22 protein-coding genes are annotated in these 20,859 nt (G+C 38.3%); all 22 read right to left on the reverse strand.

Annotated features, from left to right (window positions below):
- The 22 genes from pseF to ACO6S2_RS03850 all read right to left on the reverse strand — a co-directional run bounded on the left by pseF (position 1) and on the right by ACO6S2_RS03850 (position 20,733).
- Positions 1-693 (reverse strand): pseudaminic acid cytidylyltransferase, encoded by a 693-nt coding sequence (gene pseF / locus ACO6S2_RS03745; RefSeq protein WP_422361185.1) that lies wholly within the window; start codon positions 691-693, stop codon positions 1-3.
- Positions 690-1,904, reverse strand: a complete 1,215-nt coding sequence (gene pseC / locus ACO6S2_RS03750) for a UDP-4-amino-4,6-dideoxy-N-acetyl-beta-L-altrosamine transaminase (protein ID WP_422361186.1) — start codon at positions 1,902-1,904, stop codon at positions 690-692. Before pseC ends, pseF begins: the two co-directional genes overlap by 4 nt.
- Positions 1,882-2,898, reverse strand: coding sequence for a UDP-N-acetylglucosamine 4,6-dehydratase (inverting) (gene pseB / locus ACO6S2_RS03755; RefSeq protein ID WP_422361187.1), 1,017 nt, complete (start codon positions 2,896-2,898; stop codon positions 1,882-1,884). Before pseB ends, pseC begins: the two co-directional genes overlap by 23 nt.
- Positions 2,899-2,921: 23 nt before the next feature.
- Positions 2,922-3,656: an SDR family NAD(P)-dependent oxidoreductase gene (locus ACO6S2_RS03760; RefSeq protein WP_422361188.1), complete on the reverse strand. Its 735-nt coding sequence runs from the start codon at positions 3,654-3,656 to the stop codon at positions 2,922-2,924.
- Positions 3,653-4,600: a phosphoglycerate dehydrogenase gene (locus ACO6S2_RS03765; RefSeq protein WP_422361189.1), complete on the reverse strand. Its 948-nt coding sequence runs from the start codon at positions 4,598-4,600 to the stop codon at positions 3,653-3,655. Before ACO6S2_RS03765 ends, ACO6S2_RS03760 begins: the two co-directional genes overlap by 4 nt.
- 2 nt (positions 4,601-4,602) lie before the next feature.
- Entirely contained in the window at positions 4,603-5,286 is a 684-nt protein-coding gene (locus tag ACO6S2_RS03770) for a cytidylyltransferase domain-containing protein (protein ID WP_422361190.1), read from the reverse strand.
- Between the two features lie 5 nt (positions 5,287-5,291).
- Entirely contained in the window at positions 5,292-6,047 is a 756-nt protein-coding gene (locus ACO6S2_RS03775; protein WP_422361191.1) for an MBL fold metallo-hydrolase, read from the reverse strand.
- The gene (locus tag ACO6S2_RS03780; RefSeq protein WP_422361192.1) at positions 6,044-6,925 is read right to left on the reverse strand and encodes a glycosyltransferase family 2 protein; all 882 of its coding nucleotides are present in this window, start codon (positions 6,923-6,925) and stop codon (positions 6,044-6,046) included. Before ACO6S2_RS03780 ends, ACO6S2_RS03775 begins: the two co-directional genes overlap by 4 nt.
- Positions 6,925-8,001, reverse strand: coding sequence for a Wzz/FepE/Etk N-terminal domain-containing protein (locus tag ACO6S2_RS03785; RefSeq protein WP_422361193.1), 1,077 nt, complete (start codon positions 7,999-8,001; stop codon positions 6,925-6,927). Before ACO6S2_RS03785 ends, ACO6S2_RS03780 begins: the two co-directional genes overlap by 1 nt.
- A gap of 11 nt (positions 8,002-8,012) precedes the next feature.
- Entirely contained in the window at positions 8,013-10,544 is a 2,532-nt protein-coding gene (locus ACO6S2_RS03790; RefSeq protein WP_422361194.1) for an SLBB domain-containing protein, read from the reverse strand.
- A gap of 34 nt (positions 10,545-10,578) precedes the next feature.
- A complete protein-coding gene (cysQ, locus tag ACO6S2_RS03795; RefSeq protein ID WP_422361195.1) occupies positions 10,579-11,352 on the reverse strand; it encodes a 3'(2'),5'-bisphosphate nucleotidase CysQ in 774 nt (257 codons plus the stop codon).
- 216 nt (positions 11,353-11,568) lie between these two features.
- Positions 11,569-12,849, reverse strand: a complete 1,281-nt coding sequence (locus tag ACO6S2_RS03800) for a sulfate adenylyltransferase subunit 1 (RefSeq protein ID WP_422361196.1) — start codon at positions 12,847-12,849, stop codon at positions 11,569-11,571.
- A 26-nt stretch (positions 12,850-12,875) separates the two neighbouring features.
- Positions 12,876-13,781 carry a sulfate adenylyltransferase subunit CysD gene (gene cysD, locus ACO6S2_RS03805; protein WP_422361197.1) on the reverse strand — a complete coding sequence of 302 codons (906 nt, stop codon included), beginning with the start codon at positions 13,779-13,781 and terminating at the stop codon, positions 12,876-12,878.
- The gene (cysC, locus tag ACO6S2_RS03810) at positions 13,774-14,370 is read right to left on the reverse strand and encodes an adenylyl-sulfate kinase (RefSeq protein ID WP_422361198.1); all 597 of its coding nucleotides are present in this window, start codon (positions 14,368-14,370) and stop codon (positions 13,774-13,776) included. Before cysC ends, cysD begins: the two co-directional genes overlap by 8 nt.
- Positions 14,367-14,804, reverse strand: a complete 438-nt coding sequence (locus tag ACO6S2_RS03815) for a DUF2061 domain-containing protein (protein ID WP_422361199.1) — start codon at positions 14,802-14,804, stop codon at positions 14,367-14,369. Before ACO6S2_RS03815 ends, cysC begins: the two co-directional genes overlap by 4 nt.
- A 196-nt stretch (positions 14,805-15,000) precedes the next feature.
- A complete protein-coding gene (locus tag ACO6S2_RS03820; RefSeq protein WP_422361200.1) occupies positions 15,001-16,251 on the reverse strand; it encodes a nucleotide sugar dehydrogenase in 1,251 nt (416 codons plus the stop codon).
- A gap of 5 nt (positions 16,252-16,256) precedes the next feature.
- The gene (locus ACO6S2_RS03825) at positions 16,257-17,201 is read right to left on the reverse strand and encodes a UDP-glucuronic acid decarboxylase family protein (protein WP_422361201.1); all 945 of its coding nucleotides are present in this window, start codon (positions 17,199-17,201) and stop codon (positions 16,257-16,259) included.
- A 7-nt stretch (positions 17,202-17,208) separates the two neighbouring features.
- On the reverse strand, positions 17,209-17,760 hold the full coding sequence (rfbC, locus tag ACO6S2_RS03830) for a dTDP-4-dehydrorhamnose 3,5-epimerase (RefSeq protein WP_422361202.1): 552 nt from the start codon (positions 17,758-17,760) through the stop codon (positions 17,209-17,211).
- The gene (gene rfbA, locus ACO6S2_RS03835; protein ID WP_422361203.1) at positions 17,757-18,626 is read right to left on the reverse strand and encodes a glucose-1-phosphate thymidylyltransferase RfbA; all 870 of its coding nucleotides are present in this window, start codon (positions 18,624-18,626) and stop codon (positions 17,757-17,759) included. The genes rfbC and rfbA overlap by 4 nt, the downstream gene beginning before the upstream one ends.
- 35 nt (positions 18,627-18,661) lie before the next feature.
- On the reverse strand, positions 18,662-19,087 hold the full coding sequence (locus ACO6S2_RS03840; protein ID WP_422361204.1) for a lipocalin family protein: 426 nt from the start codon (positions 19,085-19,087) through the stop codon (positions 18,662-18,664).
- Between the two features lie 66 nt (positions 19,088-19,153).
- Complete coding sequence (locus tag ACO6S2_RS03845) at positions 19,154-19,630, reverse strand: DUF4920 domain-containing protein (protein WP_422361205.1); 477 nt, start codon at positions 19,628-19,630, stop codon at positions 19,154-19,156.
- Positions 19,627-20,733 carry a glycoside hydrolase family 3 protein gene (locus ACO6S2_RS03850; RefSeq protein ID WP_422361206.1) on the reverse strand — a complete coding sequence of 369 codons (1,107 nt, stop codon included), beginning with the start codon at positions 20,731-20,733 and terminating at the stop codon, positions 19,627-19,629. Before ACO6S2_RS03850 ends, ACO6S2_RS03845 begins: the two co-directional genes overlap by 4 nt.
- Positions 20,734-20,859 lie beyond the last annotated feature (126 nt).

Genomic DNA, 20,859 nt, shown 5'->3' on the forward strand with positions numbered 1-20,859 from the left:
TTAATGATGAACCGAAAGCTGATATTTAAGCTCCGCTAGCTGCCAATCCTCAATAGTATCAATATCTTGAACTTCCAATTCGTTTAAAACGATAGCACCGCAGTTTTCTGGATAGAGATGATTTTTAAACTTTTCTCTAGAAATCCAATAGAATTGGCCAGCGTCATGGTAAGTCGTTTCAAGGTCTTGAGATCTTTGGAATTGATTTTCAGGCCAAAGCATTCCAATTTGATTTCGCTGGGTGTCTTTCATTTTTAGAGACCTCTGGATAGGATAGCTAAAGGGAACCACAGGAAAAACAACCTCATAGTTGTGCTTGTTAAGCAGCTTATGACCTTCTATCAATCGGTTTGGAGTAATAAGCGGGGCAGTTGGATATATACAACAGATTTGATCAAAAAAAATATTTTGTTTTTCGTAACTTTTTATCACTTCCTGGATGACTTGCGCAGTGGTTGCAAAATCATCTGCATTCTCGTCACTGCGATAAAATGGAACTGATGCTCCATTCTCTAGAGCTACTTGTCCAATCTCCATGTCTTCAGTGGACACCATTATTTCGTCGAACAGCTTGGAACGTTTGGCAGCAGTAATGGAATATTGAAGAATTGGTTTACCTAAAAAGGATTTTACATTTTTTCTTTTAATTCTTTTACTTCCTCCTCTTGCTGGAATGATGGCCAATTTTTTCATCTCATAAACTCTTCAATTTTTTCAATTACAAATTTTTGTTCCTCTAATGATAAAGTAGGGTACATAGGAAGACTTAGGCAACCGGAATAGTAATTTTCAGCCTCTGGAAGATCTCCTTTCTTCCAACCAAATCTCTGATAATAAGGCATTAAATGTGTTGGTATATAATGTATCTGCGCAAAAATATTGTTATCTCTGAGGTGGTTATAAAGGCCTATTCTATTTTCAACTTCAATCACATAAAGGTGGTAGGCATGGCCCTCTATAATACCAGATGTATTGATTACGCCATCTAGGTCACTGAGCTTATCTTCATATAGCTCAGCGATCTGCCTTCTTCTCTTGAGGCCAGCATCTGCTTTTTTCAATTGACTCAGTCCTAATGCTGCTTGAATATCAGTGAGTCGATAGTTGTATCCAAGTTCTTGCATTTCCATGTACCAATTAGGCCATTCGCTATCGTTCGATAAAGTTTGACCAACAGCGATTTCTTGTGTGTTTTTGTAATCTGCTTCGTTCTTAGTTATTCCATGACTTCTTAATTTCAATAACTCTAAGTATAGACTTTTGTCATTGGTGGTAATCATTCCTCCCTCACCAGAAGCAATATGTTTTACGGGGTGAAATGAAAATATTGATAAGTCAGCAAATTTACCATTACCACACTTTTGGTTATTTCCCTGACTATCGATAAAATAACCGCCTGGTGCATGGCAAGCATCTTCAATAATCCATAAGTTAAACTCTTTGGCGAGTGAATTAAGTTGTTCAAGGTTTACGGCTCTTCCTGTAAAATCAACAGGTATTATTCCAACAACTCCATGGTTAGGAGTACTCTCAAGGTAATTACGAATTTTTTCTATGTCAATTAAGTATGTAGTTGGATCAATGTCTGAAAAAATTACTTCACCACCGCAATACCTCACACTGTTAGCGGAAGCAGCAAATGTGATAGGCGTGGTAATTACCTTTTGTCCAGGGGTTACACCCAAAGCCATTGTGGACAAATGCAATGCGGCAGTCCCATTAGCAACAGCTACTGCATATTTAGAACTTACATATTGTGCAAAGGCTTCCTCAAAAGCTTGTATATATGGACCCTGAGTTAAGAAGTCCGATTGCAGCACTTCTATTACAGCATCAATGTCATCTTGAGTTATGCTCTGCCGTCCATATGGTATGACTCTTTTATTCATATGAAAAGTCAGCATCTACATGCTTTCTGATTTTGTCACGCAAGGAGTCAATAGTGTCCCAATCAGTATTGGTTCCTGAATTATATTTAAAACCAAAAGGAACTTCCTTAGCATTATGATGCTTAATAAAATCTTCCTTGGTGTGTGCAAATGAAACGGAAGGAAGTATTGCATAGTAATCGTCAAATTCGATTGTATTTAGAGAGTCCGTCTCAGTGATCATTTCTTCATGCAACTTTTCTCCAGGACGGATGCCTACATCATTAATTTCACAATTTGGCGCAATGGCATTGGCGACATCTAAAATTTTGTAAGAAGGTATTTTAGGAATAAATATTTCCCCCCCCAATGCTCTTTGGATAGCAAAAAATACAAGCCTGACACCTTCCTCTAGTGAGATGTTAAATCTTGTCATTTCTTTGTGCGTGATTGGAAGAACTCCTTCTTTTCTTTTATTCATAAAGAATGGAATAACTGAGCCTCTTGATCCCATTACATTTCCGTACCTGACCACGGAAAATCGGATATCTTTAGATCCTTTAATGTTATTGGCAGCTGTGAAGAGCTTATCAGAAGTTAGTTTTGTAGCTCCATATAGATTAATTGGAGCGCAGGCTTTATCAGTACTCAATGCTACAATATTTTTCACATTACATTTTAAAGCAGCTTGAATCACATTTTCTGCTCCATCGACATTGGTTCTAATACATTCTGTCGGGTTGTATTCAGCTGTATCCACTTGCTTTATTGCCGCCGCATGAATAATGACATCAATCCCTTCACAGGCCATAATGAGTCTTTCCTGGTCGCGTACATCCCCAATAAAAAACCTCAATTGAGGAAATTTGTCCTGTGGGTAGTTTTGTTTTATTTCTGATTGCTTCAGCTCATCTCTTGAATAGATGACGATTCTTCTCACCTCCGGGTATTCCGCAAGGATCATTTTAGTAAACATTTTCCCGAATGATCCGGTACCTCCTGTAATGAGAACTGCTTTATTATTTAGCATAATTTTTTTTTAATTAAAGTATTTTATAGATCATGAAGAACAGAACTTATCCCTCCGTCCAATTGCAAATTGGCGCCGTTAATAAATTTGGCTTCATCACTAGCGAGAAATAAAGCTAGTTTAGCCACTTCATAGGGGTAGCCTATTCTCTGCACCGGATGCAATTTTTTGAGAACATCTAATGCGGATTCATCATTGTTAAACCCAGCTCGCAGCATGTCAGTTTCAATGGCGGCTGGACTTATTGAATTTACCCTTATTTCACCATTTAAATCTACCGCCATAGCCTTTGTCAACCCAACTAATGCACTTTTACTAGTGGCATAAGCCGTAAATTTAGGTTTAGTCAATGTCTGGTGGATACTTGAAATATTTATAATACTGCCGTCATTTTTTGATATATAGGGTAAAGCCCATTGGCTTAGCAGCATTGGTGCTGTCAAGTTTACATCAAGTGTTTCGTTCCACTCAGTAATTTTGATGTCTTTTAGATTATTCAAAATTTGAACGGCGGCATTGTTGATCAGGACGTGTAGATCGTCACCAAATTTGTTTAATATATTCAGCTTGTCAGATCTGTAGTCTTCATTTTTCGATAGTCTCGAAAGGTCGAAGTCAAACGAGTAATCGCAAAATGGAATGTTGCCTATGGCCTTTACATCTATGCCCAGAACCTGATAACCATCTTCTTTGAATGTCTTGCATATCGCTTGACCTATTCCTCCAAGGGCTCCAGTTATGACTACCGTTTTTTTCATAATCTACCTTCTAGATTCAAAGAATCCATTAAGTTGTTAATGGTATTAATATGTACTTTTTCCCATGCAAATTTACTGCTATTTGTGTTATGAGGTGCCAAAAGTACATTAGGCATTTGTAATAAGGGACTATCTAATGGAAGTGGTTCAAGCTCAAAAACATCTAGCGCTGCTCCTCCGATTTTATTATTTTCTAATGCTCGTACAAGAGCAATTTCATCAACAATTGGCCCCCTAGCAGAGTTAATAAGTATTGCAGTTTCTTTCATCAGATCAAAGGCACTATCTGACATTAAATGATGACTGGTCTCGTTAAGGTCACAATTCACACTAACATAATCACTATTTGTTAGTAGGGTATCCAGCGACACTTGCTCAATATTAAGTTCTATTAGCAGGTCGGTTGGGATTGGTTTTAGGTCGCACGCAATCAGATTCATCCCAAATGCCTGTGCCTTCCTTAATACGCTTTCACCAATGTTTCCAACACCTATTACGCCAAGAGTAGCTTCGTGTAACGCGTGGCCATTAATCTTTTTCCATTCTCCACTTTTCATCGCTCGGTCCATGAAAGATATGTTTCTTGCGAAATTTAGGATATAGGCCAATACAGAATCAGAAACAGGAACTGTAAATGCATTGGGCGTATTTCTTACAGCAATGCCTCGTTCTTCACATGCTGGCTTATTGATTGAGTCTATTCCCGTACCCCACTTGGAGATGACCTTTAACTTTTTTGCCTTGTCTAGCACCAGAGGAGTAAATTTGTCATCTCCACAAATAATGCCATCTAGATCTTCGATATACTTCAAAAGATCTTCTTCTTCTAATCGCTCTTTTACATTCGGAACAATAATTTCTATATTGTTTTTATGAAAAAAGGGCCGGAATCTTTCAATAAATGGCTGTAGGTAAGGTGCTGAAATTAAAACTTTATAATCCATAATTATTTGTTTATGCTCTTCTTGATCAGGTCAGCAAGCTTCCACGATTCGTAATCGTCTATGTCAATTGATTCGTATTTAGGTGTAGAATAAATACTTGGCTTTTCCCCAATTCTAGCATTTGTACAATCGAAACTCTTGCCGCTAAATAAATATAGACAAGAATTTTCTTCGTAAATGGGTTCTAAATCTTGTGTCCGTATCAACTCAGCAGGGTTATGATTTATAGGGCTTACGTCTTTATAATAAAATCTGGATTGAAATTGATTTACCGTAAATAGACTGTCAAATCCCGATTCTATGGATTTGAAATATTCACTAATCGCATTGTTAATAGTGTCATGCGAAATAAGTGGATTAGTCGTATGTGTCATTAAATAGTGGTCCGATTCAATGTGGCTAATGTCGTCATGTATTACCTTGTTCATGGAAACAAGGTCTCCCCTTATTTCCTCAGGTCTGTTTCTCAATATTATTTTCTCATTCTGGATAATATCATACTTTTCAAGTACATCTACGGCATCGGTGTTTATTACCACCTTTTCAATTTTTTCAACCGATAAGAGCGAGTTTAAAATCCAAGTAAAAAGTGGTTGTCCACTAAATTCCTTAAAATTTTTCCCTGGCACCCGTTCGCTATGAAGTTTCATAGGAAGAAGAGCAACTAATCCATAATGCTTGTCCATTTGATCTAAATGCTAATCGTTTCACCTGCATTAATCCAAGTGTAATTAGACTTGTTTATCCTTTTGGCGACTATATCAAGCTCCTCCTGATAAGTACCATTATTTGAAAAAGTATCCCAGTGCGTCGGAATCCAATGTTTAATTTTCAACTGCTCAACCCACTCAAGTGCTTCTCTGCAAGTCATATTTCCAATTATTCCCGCTGAATCCTTAAAAAAATTCCTTTCATTGATAGGTAGGAAAGCTAAATCTATTCCTTTTGGCAAATAATTATTTGCAGTCAAAAATGGGATGGTATCACCTGCATGGTACATAACAAAGTTGTTAATGCTAATCAAAAAGCCCATAAACCTTGAATACCCATTATTAATTTCTAATTCAGGGTGTGCCGCAGGAACAACTTCAATATTGATATCTAGTATTTGTTTTTTTTCTTGAATTTTTAGATTGAGAATTTCTTTAAAAGGGATTTCCTTTATGATCTCGTTGCATTCTCTAGGGCAAATGATTTTCACATCTTGATTTACTTCAAATATTTTACCCAATGTGAATGGGTCGCAGTGATCCTCATGCTCATGTGAAATAAGAATATAATCTACGTTTTTTATACTTTCGGGCAGAATTGGACTCTTTATTAAACTCTTGAATTGCTTCCCATATTTGTCTTCCACATAATTTGAAAGGTAAGGGTCAATTACTAACCGTACATTATTGATATCAACAATGTAACCAACTTGTCCAAGTGAAGTCAACTTGATCATGGGTAAAAGTAATTTTCTTTTTTGCTATTAGATAGTTTTCTGTGAGAATGATTTCCTTTGTAGGATCCATAGAACTGACAAAACCTGAACAGGACTATTTCAAACAACTTATTCGGGATTTTGTCTTTGGAAATATTGACTTTAATGTCATTTAGAATTCCTTTGTAAACGGATTTAAGAAAATCAAAGAAATTAAAATGAATTTCCGGCATGATTTCTCGTAAAGCTATCGCCTCTCGTTCGTACCTAATCTTAATTCTTCTCCAGGTCTCCTCATGAATGTGGTATACAACTGCAACAGGAACATATTGAATACTGTATTTTTTTTGCCAAAAAAATTTTGCCCAGTCCATATCTTCAAGGCCAGTCAATTCTTCGTTAAAATTTCTCTTGTCCCAAAGAGATTTTAGAATCGCGGAATTAGCATTATTGCTGAAATAACCTCCCTGAGCATCCTCTAAGTTTTTCGGGTAATACTTTTTAAAAACTTGATGTTCACTGAATTTGTTTTGTTGTTTCCCAATTTGTCTGCCATAGGTCATAGCAACTTTTGGATCTGAAAATGGAGCAACAAGGTTTTCCAACCAATCATTATTTTGAGGAATGCAATGTGCAGAAATAAAGACAAGATATTCGCCATTCGCTTCTCGACAACCGTAGTTCAATGACCTTCCAAAGGAAAAGTCTTCCTTCTTAATGTGTACTACCTTATGTTCAAATTTCTTCAATATTTCAAGTGTCTGATCTGTTGAGCCAGAGTCGACTACTACAACTTCGATATCAAAGGAGCATATTTGAGAATTAATACTTGAAAGTAATTCAGGTAAATATTTTTGTTCGTTTAAGGTTCTGATAATAATTGAAACAATCTTCTTCATTATGCCAAAAGAATAGTTCTGATCAAATGATATAAGGTTGCAAAAATTGACCCGACGATACAGAAAAGAATTACAATTAAGGTTCGCCTTGGTTTACTCTTACTATCAGGAATTCGTACAGGCTCTAGTACTGTAAACACTGGCGTTTCTTCTTTTAACTGAATTTTTGCCTGTTCCACTTGAGATGATAATCCTTTGAATACATCAAAAGCGATGTCGTATTCATGCTCAATTTTTTTGAGTTCGATTTGTGCAGTGGCTGAGGTTACATTTTTGTTTCTGTCTGTTGCCCTGGCTAGTTTTAATTGAATATTCTCAAAATTTCTTTTGGCCTCATCATAAGTTTCAAGTATGAAGTTGAGATTTTTATCTGCTTTATCCGTTTTGTAGCTTATTACGGCGTCCGTTATCATAATCTCGATTTTTTTTGCAATTTGAGCTGCTGCAAAAGGATCAGGCATTTCAACTTCAACCAATATTATTCCAGTTTCAGGATCATTTTCGATTGTTATCCTTTCTTTGAATGCTTCGATAATAGACCAATCTTCTCGAGATATTCTATAAAAAGGGGAATTATTGGCCGTTGTCAATTCTTCATTATTGAAGGCACCCCTAATTAGGCCTGGGATGCCTAAAGTGTATTTTTTAACATAACCTAACGCTGAGGGTCTTTGGATTTCTTTAAAATAATGAAAGGGTGTAGTGTGTAAATTTTTTTTCTCTAAATAAATGGTATCGTTAATTACTTCAAGTATAAAAGGTAGACTACGAACTATTTCTGGATATAACTGCGGAGTTAGTACTCCTGCGGCTGAAGAATTCATAGCACTTAAATCAACTCCTGCTAGCCCTGCTAGTCCTGCTAATCCACCAAGATTTGGAATTTGAGTTTCTTGACTCTCCGGCAATAACTTACAAGATGATTCATATTCAACTGGGCTTAGAATTGCTATAATTACTCCGATTATAGCAAAATACCCAGTTATTTTTGCTATAAAAACTCTCCCATTCCACAAAGTATTTACTATTTCTAGTAAGTCTATTTCATCATCATGATTTTTAGTAGTATTCTGCATTTTGGTCATGATTAATTTGCCATTATTTGGCTAACTATAAGAGCGATAGTTGCAACACTTGAGGCCATAGCTACCCAAGCTTGAGCACTCATTGGTTGCTTTTCTGGTTTTTTAGGTACCACAATTTCCATTCCCGGCTCTACTTTAGGATAATTCCTTATCCAAAGGAAACTGCGAGTCTGGGCGGCAGACCCATTGGCATAGATAGCGTAGGATTTTGATTTTTTTGCGCGTTGATCGAATCCTCCCGCGCTAGAAATGTAGTGTTTGAATTTTGATCCTTTGTTGTGCTGAATATTGCTGGGGTACAGCACCTCCCCGCGTACCCGTACAGTCTGATATTCTCTAGGAATACTAAGTATATCGCCTTTCCTTAAAATTAAGTCATATTTAGAACCTGGCTGTTCAAGGATTTTTTCGAGATTAATTCCAATTGATTCTTGTTGACGGAACACCTCTAGGCTATCACTTAAAGAAAAACCTTCCTTTCGGAAGCGGTAGGTAAGATCCTGCCTCCTGATTTCGGCAGCATCATCGTCTACTTGTACATCGGCGATGATATTACCATCAGCATCTATGGCATCACTCTTTTGAGGTACTTTGTAGTATTCAGTTCTTCTGATCAGGGTAGCTCCTTTGGCATAGGCGTATCGAGATATACCTCCAGCCCTTTCAAGCAATGAAGAAATTCTTTCATCTTTAGTCTTAAGTGAGTATTTCCCAGGAAACTTGGCTTCTCCTTCCACTTCTACAATCTCTTGGTCTTGGAAAAATGGGCTTTTACGAACAACCACCAAGTCGTATGGTGCAAGTTTGAAGCTTGAAGCCTCACTCGAAAGACTTAAATTCTTACTTATAGGAAAATTATAAATTCTGGCACTTTGATTGATGTCTTTGGTGCTATCTGGATGTACTCGTCTGGCAACTTCCACAAAGGATCTAGCGGCGGATTCTTTAAAACCTCCTGACAAATAGATAAGGTCCTCTACTGTCATATCGTCAAGGTAGTGAATTGTTCCTGGCTTAAGCACCTCTCCTTCAATGGTTAATTGATAAGATTCTCGTAAATCATAAATGGATTGTATGTTTACGATGTCATTGTTTTGTAATGGAATATCTGATTCACCACTTAAAATTTTCTTTGGGTCGAAAGACAAGTTGGAAAGCGAAAAATCCTTATTCCTTCTAATGATGATTCCTCGTTCCATAAATGCATCACCTCTGAGACCATCTGCCTTTTTAATGAGTTGACTCAAAGTCAATCCATCAGTCAATTCGTATTCACCTGGATTCAGTACGGGTCCTTCAATCGACACTCTGCTTAAAAATTCCTCAGAAATTGAGGCAACATAAATCTCATCTCCATTTTTCATAATGAAAGAATCTCTTTCCTCAGGTGAAATGGATTTGACCGTTCTAAAATTTCCATCAATACGAATCACATTGACCGTCCCATTGTAAGCATTTTTGGAGAAACCCCCGGCAAAAAAGAGGAGGTCTTCAAATGTTTCGTCTTCTGCCAGTTCGTATGCTGCAGGTCTTTTTATTTCTCCTTGAAATCTAACCCTATTGATGTAGGGTTTAACGATAATTACGTCTTGATCTTTTAATGTAATGTTTTCTCCTTTTCCTTTGATGAAGAAGTTGTAGGCATCTAGTGTTGAGATAAGTTCTTTGTCTCTATAGATTTCAATTTGTCTTAATGAACCGTTAATGGTAGGGCCACCGGCATGATATAGCGCATTAAACGCCGTTCCAAAGGAAGTTAAAGTATAAGTTCCTGGTTTATCAACCTGTCCAATCACATGAACTGCAATTGTCCTGATTTGACCTAGTGATACATCCGCATAAGAACTTCGACCTATGGTGCTGTAAATCTTTTTTAGTCTTGCAATAATTTTCTTTTTGGCCTCTTCCATATGAAGACCGTTCACATAGACCGGACCTATACTCGGTATGCGAATAGAGCCTTCTGGTGAAATTGTGACTTGATAGTTCTGTTCAGAGGCCCCCCATATATCAATGTAAAGTTCGTCCCCTGGGGCCAACGTGTAGTTAGCTGGAGTAGGCACATTCAAATTAGGCTCGAAGGTAAGCTCAGACTCCCTAAAGAATTTTAACCCAAAAACCTCGAGTCCTTCGTCATAAATCTTGAGTGAATCTTCCTTTTCCTTTTGTGCCATTTGCTCAAAAGGCAGCATCAACTCATCTACAACAGCCTCATCAATTGGGCTCACTCTCATTCTAGAGCCCGCCATGGCAGGGTTAAGTGTTTGATTCGCTTGAGCTTCTAATATCTTCCCACGAAGTTTAGCTATATCAGCCTCAGACATGCCGCGCATTTGTGCCATTTGGACCAATTGCTCTTCGCTCATCCCACTGGCTTCAAGTCGTTGAACTAAATGCCCCATTTGTTCAGGGGTCAAATCATCTATGTTTAGGTTTTGCAAGTTTTGCAAATCCGATATATTTTGACCTTGAACGTATGAAAGTTGCCCTAGGCAAAGGGCTAAAAACAAGATACTTAGGAGTATTCGCCGCATGTTGTAATTTAATTTCGCCGCAAGTTAGGGAATATTAATCTTCTAAATTGCATGTCACTAAAAAATGTGGGTTTAAGAGGTCTTCTTTGTTATATTGAACTGGGTTTTTCTCATCTCTTACCCAAACTTGTCCTCCAGCTTCGCGAACTACCGCATCCGCAGCTGCGGTATCCCATTCCATCGTGGGAGCAAATCTTGGATAGAGATCGGCGTTGCCTTCAGCTACTGCAACTAACTTAAGCGAGCTCCCCATACTCACTATTTCAGGGTTTACTAAGTTATTTAAAAAATCTTGAGTGTCCTGGTTCAAGTGAGACCGTGAGGCCACGATTTTAAGTTTTTCGTTATTTGTGTTTTGAGAATTTACTTTAAGTTGGAATGTTTCTTTGTCTGTTTCTAAAAATGCTCCTTCATTTTGCGTTGCATAGTATAACTTGTTTTGAACTGGAACCTGGACCACACCGAGAATTGGTTGGCCACTGTGAATGAGCGCAATGTTGACAGTAAACTCTCCATTTTGTTTGATGAACTCCTTGGTACCGTCTAATGGATCTATCATCCAAAAATATTTCCAATCTTTTCTTTCCTCATAGGGAACGTTCCTGCCTTCTTCGCTTAAGATCGGAAGGTTGGTTTTTTCTAACTCAGCCACAATGGCTAAATGAGAGGCCTTATCAGCCAATGTCAATGGAGAATCATCTGCCTTAGCTTCGATGGAGAAATCACCAGATTCGTAAATTTTCAGAATCTCAATTGCAGCGTTTCTAGCGGCTATTTTTGCTGTTTCCAGTAGAGGTTGTAAGTACATTAAGTATTTGAGTTAATAGTGTGATTCTACTTTTCAAAGTAATCTATCATTTCAATGAAGGTGAAATCTCATTAGGTTTTGTTGTAGGAATGAGGTTTTTCCCTTTTGGTCAAAATGACAAGAGGATTGTTTGTCTATAATTACCCAATCAAACTTGATTACTCCATCAACTACTAAAGTTAACGGATCATAGTTAAGGTAGGAGTCAATGCCGTATCAAACAATCATACCCGCTGCTACAGTTTCATTAGTAGCTTCATCCACCAATATTAAACTACCAGTCACGCGATTTTTTTTATAAGAATCCGCCAACAGTGGCTTGGTAGTTCTAAGTTTCATCTTGCAGATATCATTTGCTTTGATGTCCTTATCTTGCTCATTTCTATGCAAGGTGCTGATATCCAGCTTGTAGCTGATTTCTTTGATCATCGTTTTGGCTTCTGCCGTAGTATGGCGCAGAATATATTTTGCTCGTGGCTTTGGTCCTTGAGGGTTTAGCCAGCAAACCATTGCTTCAATATCTTGAATGGGCTCTGGTTTATTGTTTGTACGTACTATCATATCGCCTCTTCCTACGTCAATGTCGTCTTCCAATTGAATGGATACGGACATGGGTGCGAATGCTTCTTCTACTTCTCCAGAGAAAGTGTCTATGGATTTTATTTTAGAGCTAAAACCTGATGGAACTACAGTTACCTCGTCCCCAGGTTTGAAAACACCACTTGCTATTCGTCCAGCGTATCCTCGATAATCGTGATATTTGTCATTTTTTGGCCGAATGACAGTTTGAACAGGAAATCGGCAATCGATGTGATTGTGATCACTGCCAATGTGAATATTTTCTAAAGTATATAGAAGGGTTGACCCTTCAAACCAAGGCATGTTTTCACTTCTATTCACTACGTTGTCTCCATTTAGGGCAGAGATAGGGATGAAGCGCACATCTTTTACTTCCAACTTAGAAGCGAACGCTTCATAGTCTTCCTTTATTTTTTCGAATACTTCTTGGCTGTAATCGACCAAATCCATTTTGTTCACACAAACCACTACGTGGGGAATTTGTAGGAGTGAGGCAATGATTGAATGTCTTTGTGTTTGCTCAATTACTCCTTTTCTTGCATCGACGAGAAGTAGGGCACAGTTGGCGGTAGAGGCTCCAGTTACCATGTTTCTGGTATACTGTATATGACCTGGAGTATCTGCTATGATGAATTTCCTCTTTGGCGTAGCAAAGTACCTGTAGGCAACATCAATGGTAATTCCTTGTTCACGCTCGTCTTTCAAACCATCGGTAAGCAAGGCAAGGTCAGTATGTTCAAGCCCCTTTCTTTCGCTGGACTTAGCCACTTGGTCCATTTGGTCCTCGAAGATTGACTTAGAATCGTAAAGCAATCGGCCAATTAATGTACTCTTACCATCGTCTACACTACCTGCTGTAGTGAAGCGAAGCAATTCCATATCTAAGTAAGAGTTGTTATCGTGTTTTGTATTTTCCATGGTCATTTTATTGACTGTGCTTATTTCTAAAAGTATCCTTGTTTTTTACGATCTTCCATTGAGGTTTCTGATCGTTTGTCATCTTCTCGGTTGCCACGCTCAGTTTGTCTGGCAGAAGCAACTTCATCAACAATCTTTTCTAATGTATCTGCATCAGATTCGTCCCCACCAGTAATCGTAATATCACCCAGTGTTCTGAATCTGATCTTCTTTGTTACAATTTCTTCATCATCTCCAATCTGGATGTAGTCAGAAACTGGTAACCACGTATTATTTCTTCTAATCACTTGTCTCTCGTGAGCAAAATAGAGACTAGGGAGTGCGATGTTTTCTAACAAGATGTACTGCCAAACATCCATCTCAGTCCAGTTACTTAGAGGGAATACTCTAAAGTGCTCACCTTGGTGACACCTTCCGTTGAATATATTCCATAGTTCCGGTCTTTGATTCTTTGGATCCCATTGGCCAAATTCATCACGATGAGAGAAGAACCTTTCTTTTGCTCGTGCCTTTTCTTCATCACGACGCGCTCCACCTATACAGGCGTCAAAACCGTGCTCTTCGATAGTATCTAACAATGTGACTGTTTGAATAGCATTTCGATTCGCGTTTTTTCCTTTTTCTTCAGCAGCAGCTCCATCATCTATGGACTTTTGCACGGAACCAACAATAAGTTTCACGCCAAGTTCTTCGACATATTTGTTTCGAAAGTCCATGGTCTCTGGGAAGTTATGCCCTGTGTCCACATGAACAAATGGGAAAGGGATTTTTGATGGAAAAAATGCTTTTCTAGCCAAATGAGCTACGCAAATAGAGTCCTTTCCACCTGAAAAAAGAATTGCAGGATTTTCGAATTGGGCGAATACTTCTCGAAGTATGTATATAGCTTCCGCCTCAAGTTCCTTGATATGCGTTAGATTATAGTTACTCATTATCTCTTATTTTTTTAATAACAATGTCATATATACGTTGAACACCTTCTTGGATGGAAAGCTGGTGAGAAGGTATTTCTATGTCGGCATTTTTAGGCTCTTCGAACGGTGAATCAATACCAGTAAAGTTTTTTATTTTCCCCTCTCGAGCCTTTTGGTAGAGACCTTTCACGTCTCTTTTTTCACATTCTTCAAGTGGACAATTGACAAATACTTCTACGTACTTATTACCCATCATTTCTTTCACCCTTTTTCGCTCTTGCTCGAAAGGTGTAATAAAAGCAGTTAAGACCACTGTGCCTGCATCGACAAACAGATTTGAAACTTCTGTTATTCTTCGTAAATTTTCTTTTCTGCTCTCGTTTGAAAAATCAAGGTCTTTATTTAATCCACTTCTAATATTATCACCGTCTAATATATAGGTGTTGATTCCTTCATTGAACAGTTTGGTTTCCAAACCACTAGCTAATGTTGATTTACCCGACCCTGAGAGTCCAACAAACCAAATGAGGATCGGCTGATAGCCTAATTTCTTAACCCTATCTGCCTGTTTGATGGTGTGATTATGTGGTACGATGTTTTCTGTCATGCCGCAGATTTTTTTTCTCTTCGATTATCTAGTCCCAGATTTATTCGATACCAGATTTCCTCGTGGCCATAATAAAACGCCATTTTAAGTATAGTTTCTACAATTGCGATCCAACCCGCTTTTTCTAAGGTACCTTGGCTTTCATTGAAAATCCATACGACCAAGATAAATGTGGTAACGCCCGCTATACCTCGCCAGGTGAATGCTTTAAATACATGCCGTACCCGAGGGCTGATATTCGTATTGATGTTGAACCAGAAGCGTTCATGAAGATAATAGAGCAATAGCTTGATCACCACATCCAAAACTGCGAGTAATCCAAGCTGAGCACTGCTAATGCCTCCTTGAATATAGGCTGCGACGCTCAGTGTCGTTCCGGTGGCAATTGCTCTCCAGGTTATTGATTTAGTAATATGTCTGACCCTACTGTCCATGTTTGTTGAAATATTAGATAAGAAAAAATGAAAACGAATCCTGACCATGCATCAGGCAATAAACAAAACATCAACAGCAGGTGGTTGATTGGTGTGTTCTGTATGTAAATGAAGTTTTCAAATTCCTATCTGTAGGGTTAAATGAGGCGCAAACTTAGCAACAAAAGTTAAATCCAAAAGCATCTTAGCTTAAAAACTATAGACAACCATCAGAAATTGATTTAGGAAGTATACCTTTTACGTCATAGACTACCGCTTCTTGTTTTAACTTATTCCAATTTATTGACTTGAATTCGTCGTGAGCAACTGCTAAAATATAGGATGAATATCCTGAAGCAATATCACTGTTTAGCATGTAATCATATTCGTGTTTAACTTCTTCAGCATTAGCCCGCGGATCATGTAGATCAACTTGAATATTGTACTTTTCTAGCTCCTTAACAATATCAATGACTTTGGTATTTCGTATGTCAGGACAATTTTCCTTAAAAGTCAACCCAAGAATCAGTACTTTCGAATTCACAATTTCCAGGCCTTTTCCTGCCATAAGTTGTACCACTTCCTGAGCGACATGTTTGCCCATATTGTCATTGATGCGGCGACCGGCCAATATAACTTCCGGCAGATAGCCAACGCTTTCTGCCTTGTGAGTTAGGTAATAGGGGTCTACACCAATACAATGCCCGCCCACTAGACCTGGTTTAAAGGGAAGAAAGTTCCATTTTGTTGCGGCAGCAGCGAGTACTTCGTGCGTATCAATACCAATTCTATTAAAAATTAAAGCCAACTCATTCACAAATGCGATATTGATATCACGTTGAGCGTTTTCAATTACCTTGGCCGCCTCGGCGACTTTGATCGAAGAGGCTCTGTGGGTCCCTGCGGTAATGATAGAGGCGTAGAAGTTGTCGATTATTTTGGCAATTCCCTTTGTGCTGCCGCTGGTGACCTTGAGTATATCTTTTACTCCACGCTCTTTGTCTCCCGGATTGATCCTCTCGGGAGAATAACCGCAAAAGAAGTCGACATTGAACTTGAGATCAGAAGCTTTTTCTAATATCGGCACACACTCCTCTTCTGTACATCCAGGAAATACGGTTGACTCGTAAACGACAATGTCCCCTTTTTTTAGAAACCTGCCAACTAGTTTAGAAGCCAACTTGAGCAAAGTCAAGTCTGGATTGTTGTTACCGTCTATCGGGGTAGGCACAGTTATAATATAGAAATTGGCTCCACTTAGTTCCTCCTCATTGGCCGTGAATTCGAGCTTGTTATTTGGGTTGACTTGCTTAAAATCAATTTCTCCTGTGCGATCATATTTATTATTAAGCTCATTAATTCGGCTTTTATTGATGTCGAACCCCAGAGTTGGATACTTTTCAGAGGTGGCTACTGCCAATGGCAGACCAACATACCCTAGTCCAATAACGGCCACGCTGATATCCATGTTAGTTACCCCTTTACCTTTTTCATAAAATATTCAAGTGTTGGCTTTAAACCTTCACTTCTTGAAAATTTTGGCTCCCACCCTAGAACTTCCTTGGCTTTAGAAATGTTTGGCTGACGTTGTTTAGGGTCATCTTTCGGGAGTGGTTTATAGGCTATTTTTGATTTACTCCCTGTTAACTTCAAAATTTCTTCAGCGAATTGGTTAATCGTGATTTCACTTGGGTTTCCAATATTGACTGGGTCTGGGCAATCACTCAGAAGCAATCTGTAAATGCCTTCTACCAGATCATCAACATAGCAAAACGAGCGTGTTTGTGACCCGTCTCCAAAAGCGGTAAGATCTTCCCCTCTAAGCGCCTGTCCGATGAATGCTGGTAATACACGACCGTCGTCCAGCCTCATTCTTGGGCCATAGGTGTTAAAAATTCTTACTATTCTACTTTCTACTCCATGGTAAGTGTGATAGGCCATGGTCATCGCTTCCTGAAATCTTTTGGATTCGTCATAGACTCCTCTCGGCCCTACTGGATTTACATTACCCCAGTAATCTTCAGTTTGTGGATGTACCAATGGATCTCCATAAACTTCCGAAGTGGATGCAATAAGCATTCTGGCTTTTTTGGCCTTCGCTAATCCTAATAAATTATGAGTACCCAATGAACCTACTTTCAAAGTCTGTATGGGCATTTTAAGATAATCTATTGGGCTCGCTGGGGAAGCGAAATGCATGATATAGTCAAGATCTCCGGATACATGAACAAACTTAGATACATCATGATTGTAGAATTCAAAATCTTCTCTATGAAAAAGGTGTTCAATATTATCAAGCGATCCAGTGATCAGATTATCCATGGCAATGACATGACAACCTTCCTTTAAAAACCTATCGCATAAATGAGAACCCAAAAAGCCCGCTCCTCCTGTAATTAAAACTCTTTTCTTCGTCATAGTATTTTTAAATTTTCATGGCTGAACCTTCCAATCCGCCATATGTTTTGTCCCTTTCAGACAGAATAATTTCATTTTCATCGATTTCCCATTTGATTTTTAGGAGGGGGTCATTATAACAAAGCCCATCTTCAAAACTTGGGGCATAAAAATCATCTATGGCATAAAAAATTTCAGCTTGTTCGGAGAGTACAAGAAAACCGTGAGCAAACCCCTTTGGAACAAACAATTGATTTTTCTTCCTTTCTGAAAGCACAACTGAAAAATGTTGGCCAAAAGTAGGTGAATCTTTTCTTAAGTCTATTACTACATCTTGAATTTCACCCTTTGTGACTGTCACCAGTTTTGATTGCGCATGTGGCTGTTTCTGAAAGTGCATTCCACGCAGAACTCCATAAGTTGACCGTGAACAGTTAAATTGTTTAGGCTGAAAGTTAATGCCGGTTTGGGCTTTGAATACTTTTTGGTTAAACCACTCAAAGAAATACCCCCTATGATCTTTGAGAATATTGGGTTCTAGATGAAAGGCACCCTTAAGAGGAAGTTCTTCTATTTTCATTTCGATTTGGGCAGCAAGTTTAGCAAGTATTCACCATATCCACTCTTAATGAGAGGTTTAGCTATTTGTTCTAGCTCTTCTGCATTTATAAAATTCATTTTATATGCAACTTCCTCAATACAGCCAATTTTTAACCCTTGTCGTTCTTCAATTATTTTAACAAAAGAACCAGCTTCATTGAGTGAGGCAAATGTGCCAGTGTCCAACCAAGCTGTGCCTCTGTCCAAGATTTGAACACTCAATTTTTTTTGCTTGAGGTATTGGTTATTTACCTCAGTTATTTCTAACTCGCCTCTTGCACTTGGCTGGATCGATTCACTAATTTCCAGAACTTGATTGTCATAAAAATACAATCCAGGGACTGCATAGTTGGATTTAGGTTTTAGTGGTTTTTCCTCAATTGATAAAACTTTGTTCGTTTGATCAAATTCAACCACCCCATATCTTTCAGGATCTTGCACATGGTAGGCAAAAACAATTCCTCCATCGGGATTGGTGCACTGTTGAAGTTTTTTTGATATTCCTGAAGCGTAAAAGATATTGTCTCCTAAAATAAGTGCTACCTTATCTGATCCAACAAACTCCTTTCCAATGATGAACGCTTGAGCTAATCCTTCAGGTTTTTCTTGAACGGCATACTCAAAATTACATCCAAGCTTACTTCCGTCTCCCAGAAGCTCCTCAAAAACTGGCAAGTCTCTTGGTGTAGAAATAATTAAAATTTCTCTAATTCCAGCGAGCATTAGTGTAGAAAGGGGGTAATAAATCATGGGTTTGTCAAATACCGGTAGTATCTGCTTGCTAACGGCCACAGTCAATGGGTGAAGTCTGGTTCCAGAGCCGCCTGCTAAAATGATTCCTTTCATAAGTTTCTTGATTCAATAAATTATTTGAACCTCTATTAGCAATCTGAGTTTTCTAAAGTGATTATAGCTGTGCAGCCATTTGTTAATGGCAAATCTATCACCATGTTGGTCTCGGTGACATTTGAAATAGGTAAGTCATAAGGATCTCCGTCTGATGGGTCAAGGGTAATGACGTTACTCTTGGTTTCATAGTCTCCAGCCTCAGAATTAGGACTTGCATCAAAATTTGCAGTTAAAGTGTATGTACCATCTCTTCCAAGAACAAGTTCCATACAAGATATGCACCTTTCCAAGTTGTAAATACAGTTCAATCCTCCATTATTAAGCGGGTCGTCACAATCTTCTCTCTCGATATGAGTAGCTAACCAAGTGCCTAAAATGACACTCTCTGTACTATCTTCACCACAGCTACTCAATAAGAATTGACTTGAAATAATCAAGCCCAATAAACAACGTTTCATATTTTTCTTCAAGGAAGGTTAATTAAAGAGAAGCCAAAATTAGTTATTTGAAGATTAAAAGGGAATTTAATCTTCAATGATTACACCGCTTGCTACAAAATTGTATTCCATTTTTGGTTCTGTGATCAGTGTGATGGCTTCGTCCGACTCACCAGCGTCTTTTGCATAATGCTGTAACTCTTCTACTGATGTCTCTTGTTTTACACAATAACCTTTGATTACCGCTGTGTTTCCTTCCACTCCATTCTTAGGCACAAAAAAGGCATAATCTTTAAATGTTACTCTAAGGTTTTGATCGCTACCTGTTTTTAGTTGCATCCAGCACCCTTTGACTGCGCAGGTCTTCTCAATTGTTCCGCTAAGAATTACTGCAATGGAATCGGAAGACTCCATTAGAGAGGAAATCTGGGAAATATCCTGAACTTCAGATCTATCGAAAGAGGTTCCATAGGTCTTGAAACCAACCTGTTTTTTTGATTCACTTTTTTTTGCACATGCGCAAATTGAAAGTACTAGGATAGAAAGTAAAATGATGTTTCTCATTTGAGTTTGGATTTAAGGTACATGATTCGATTGTAGGATTCTCTTATTCGACCTTCGGATATTTCACCTTGATCTACATAGTTGCTGATTATTGCATGAATTTGAGATGGAGTACGTCTTTCGTTGCCGGGTACATTGTTGCAAAATAGCATGACATCCACTCCGGCATTGATAGCCATTTTTATTGATTCTTCAAACCCATAGTTCTTGGATATTGCATGCATTTGCATATCGTCTGTAAAGACTACTCCCTGATAATTTAAAACACCCCTTAAAATATTGTTTATCATGTAAGGTGAAAGGGTAGCGGGTAACTTTTCTGGATCCAAATGCTCATTCACGATATGAGCGGTCATGATAGCATCAACACTGCCTGAATCAAGTAGGTATTTGTATGGCATAAGCTCTGCAAATTGCCATGTAGCGCTGACATCAGCTACACCCAAATGTGAATCATTTCTGGAGCTGCCGTGGCCAGGAAAATGTTTAAGTACTGTCAATACATTATTGTCTCTATGTACTTCAATCACTTTTTGTGCATGTAGAGCTACGGTTTTTGGGTCATCCGAATAGCTTCTTCCAAGCTTAGCAATGACTGGATTGTCTGGGTTGATGGCAACATCCACATCTGGTGCATAATTCACATTAATGCCATATTCTTTCAATGTGCTTGCCGTGTTATTGGCATAAAAGGCAGTTGTATCTAAATTGTTAATGGAACCTAGTTCACCTGCTTGCTTGGTTACAGGAAATCCATATTTAGGTTTCAATCGATTCACACGACCTCCCTCTTCATCTATACTAATGAACAGTGGTATAGAAGCTGCGGCTTTCAAAGAATCGATGGTTCTCCTGAGTTGCACTTTTGGCCGTTCTGCGTTTATATTTTTTTCAAAAAGGATGACTCCACCCACTTTTCCTGCTTTGACCTCATTAATGATTTCCGCATCGTCTGGCAAATAAGAAAAATCACCAATTCCGGTCAATATCAGTTGACCTATCATTACATCAAGACTCACACTGTCTTCTGTATTTGTGACTTGTTGCGCTTGAATGTTGGTAATGGATAAAGCTAAAAAGGCAAAAAGAAAAAATCTGTTCATATGATTACTGAAAAATTTCGATGCAATATAAGTAAGTAATTCTGTTTAGTTTTGCAGGCACTTTGTCTAAAGACACATATAATGCCACCTTTTGGTGCTTTGAAATTATAACAGTACATTTAGTTT

This window comes from Reichenbachiella sp. (assembly GCF_965233835.1).
Taxonomy (GTDB): Bacteria; Bacteroidota; Bacteroidia; order Cytophagales; family Cyclobacteriaceae; genus Reichenbachiella.